Annotated in this window: 4 protein-coding genes; all 4 read right to left on the bottom strand. The window is 72.8% G+C overall.

All coding sequences use genetic code 11. The features are described 5' to 3' along the window. Positions 1–843 (bottom strand): ATP-binding cassette domain-containing protein (locus AB0C29_RS42980; protein ID WP_360833358.1); only part of this gene is annotated, 843 nt, incomplete at its 3' end. After that, positions 840–1,649 (bottom strand): zf-HC2 domain-containing protein, encoded by an 810-nt coding sequence (locus tag AB0C29_RS42975; RefSeq protein WP_360833356.1) that lies wholly within the window; start codon positions 1,647–1,649, stop codon positions 840–842. The genes AB0C29_RS42975 and AB0C29_RS42980, both read right to left, overlap by 4 nt. Before the next feature lie 13 nt (positions 1,650–1,662). Further along, entirely contained in the window at positions 1,663–2,238 is a 576-nt protein-coding gene (locus AB0C29_RS42970; protein ID WP_360833354.1) for an RNA polymerase sigma factor, read from the bottom strand. A gap of 102 nt (positions 2,239–2,340) precedes the next feature. Then, a partial coding sequence (locus tag AB0C29_RS42965; protein ID WP_360833353.1) for a hypothetical protein occupies positions 2,341–2,580 on the bottom strand: 240 nt, incomplete at its 5' end.

Genomic DNA, 2,580 nt, shown 5'->3' with positions numbered 1-2,580 from the left:
CTCCCCGGCCCCGCCGACCAGCAGCAGGTAACCGTCTTCCAAGGTCGGGGCCACCGGCTGCGCGCCCGCCGGCGGTACGCCGATCTGCCGCAACCCGCCGGTCTCGCTGCGCCAGGCGAGCACCGCTCCCCGGTCCCGGTCCGGCCCGGTCCACACCCGGCCGCCGGCCATGGCAGCCAGCCCGCTGGGTGAGCCGTCATAGCGCATCCCGCCCTGGTGCAGGACGACGACCCGGGGGCACAACGCCGCCACGTCCTCGGTCTGATGAGTGGAGACCACCACACAGCGCTCGCCGGCCAGCGCCGAGACGGTGTCGCGGAACCGCAGCCGTTGCTCGGGGTCCAGGCCCACGGTGGGCTCGTCCAGGATCAGCAGCCGGGGGTCGCCGAGCAGCGCCTGGGCGATGACCAGGCGACGGCGCAGGCCACCGGAGAGCCGGCGGATCCGCCGATGAGCCACGCCGGTCAGCCCCATGACCGAGAGCACCCGGCGTACCTCGTCGTGGCGGGCCCGGCGATCGGCCCACTCCTTGAGGATGGCGACATAGTCGACGTACTCGAAGCCGGTGAAACCGGCCGGGAAACCGCACTCCTGCGGCACATAGCCCAGCCGGCGGCGGACCTCGGTCCGACCGGCGGGCAGCGCGCAGTCGTGGCCCAGCAGACCGACCTGGCCGGTGGTGGGTGCGACGACGGTTGCCATGATCCGCAGCAGGGTCGTCTTCCCGGCGCCGTTGGGCCCGAGCAGGCCGAGCACACCCGGGCCTGCGCGCAGGCTGACCCCCTCCAGGGCGCGGTGCCGTCCGTAGGTCTTGCTGACATCGGTGAGGCGGATCTCCGTCATGAGGACCTCCTGGGGCGGCGGCCGTACGCGGCGAGGCCCACGACGACGGCGACAGCGACGAGACAGACGAGCTGGACCACGGGTGCGTAGGCCGTCAGAACCGATCCCGTACCGGCCTTTGCGGCGACCGCGAAGACAATCCACGCCAGGGACAGTGCTCCGGCGACCTTCAGGGCGCCGAACCGCTCCTCCAAGGCCAGCGTCACCGCGCTCAGGGCCAGGCCGGGTAGCAGCCACAGGGCCGACGTACGCGGTCCACCGGGCACCGTCAGGCCGGTGACCAGCACCAGCACGGCGGTCACCGGCAGCACGATCAGGCTGCGCAGCAGGATCAACCGCAACCGGGGGTACGGCGCGGCGGTGACCACCTCGTGCATCGGGTCGGTGTCCGGACCGTACGCCAGCGCCACCCCGGTCACCGGCACCAGCGGGGCGAGCACCAGGAACCAGATGATCAGCCAGCCCTCGGTGCGGGGCGCGGCCAACGCGAAGACGGCGAGCAGCGCGCAGGCCCAGAGCCAGGCCTGCAGCGCCCGGCAGGCTTTCGCCGCCAGCCGGGCCGCCTGCGGTGCCAACCCGGCCACGGTCAGGATCCGCTCGCCGACCGATACCGGCGGCCGGTCGAGGATGTCCACGGTGTCCGCCCACACCCGGTCGAGCAGTTGCCGGTCCGCGACAACGGCGACCCCCGTCCGGCACCGGCCGCACTCCAGCAGGTGCTGCTCGACCGAGGCGGTCCGGGCGAGGTCGAGGCGCCCACCGGCGTACGCGGAAAGCAACTCCCCGTCGGCATGCCATGTGGTCATCGCGGCGCTCCTTTCACGACAACGCCTGCCTGAGCAGACTCCGCGCCCGGGCCATCCGGGTCTTGACCGTTCCCTGCGGGATGTGCAGCAGCAGGGCCGCCTCCCGGGTCGTCAGCCCATCCAGGACGGTGGCTCGCACGACGACCTGCAGCTCCGGGGAGAGCCGGTTGAGGGCGCCGGCGGCGTCGCCGTACTCCAGACCCAGCAGGACCTGCTCCTCGGCCGAACCGACGACCGGATCGGTGGCCGCGGTGAGCACGTCATGGTCCGGCCGGCGGGCGACCAGGTCGATGAGCCGGCGGATGGCGATGCCCCACAACCACGCCGGCACCTCGCCACGCCCACCCCAGCGGCCCGCGCCCCGCCACACCGCGAGAAACGTGTCCTGCAACGCCTCGGCGACGACGTCGGGATCGCCGCACCGGCGCCGCAACCGAACCTGTAGCCAGGGGGCGTGCCTGACGTACAGGTCGGCGAAAGCGTCCCGCCGGCCACGAGCGATCGCGGTCACCAGCGCCGCATCACTGAATTCGGACGGGTGGGAGCCGGTGGCGCCACTGTCCGCCGTCCCGTCGACGCCGTGACCCATGCCGGCCCCCTTACCTCGTCTCAATCAGTCTGTCCCCGGCAGAGGCGGCAGCGGTTCAAGACCATCGGGACCGCCGCCGACCCGCCACCCGTTCACCTCCGGTCAGGGCGCCCAGCAGATGTCGTACGCGGACAGGTACCAGCTGACGCCGCCCCCGGGGTTGAGGCCTTCCACCGCCTCGGCGGTTGCCGTGTCCTGGGCCAGGTTGCTGCTCACCTGGTTGACGAACACGTACCCGCTGATGGTGGCTCCGGCGGTCGCGGTGGCCGAGCCGCCCACCCCGGTCGTCGCCGTGCCGGCCGGGCAGGCGCTGGACTGCTGGCTCTTGGAGTTGACCGGGTC

The sequence above is a fragment of the Actinoplanes sp. NPDC048791 genome (assembly GCF_040650095.1).
In the GTDB taxonomy this organism is placed as follows: Bacteria; Actinomycetota; Actinomycetes; order Mycobacteriales; family Micromonosporaceae; genus Actinoplanes.
This window is presented reverse-complemented; position numbering and strand designations above follow the sequence as displayed.

Excerpts from the sequence above, each read along its gene's own strand:
- AB0C29_RS42975 (WP_360833356.1), bottom strand. The coding sequence starts at position 1,649 with ATGACCACATGGCATGCCGACGGGGAGTTGCTTTCCGCGTACGCCGGT.
- AB0C29_RS42970 (WP_360833354.1), bottom strand. The coding sequence starts at position 2,238 with ATGGGTCACGGCGTCGACGGGACGGCGGACAGTGGCGCCACCGGCTCC.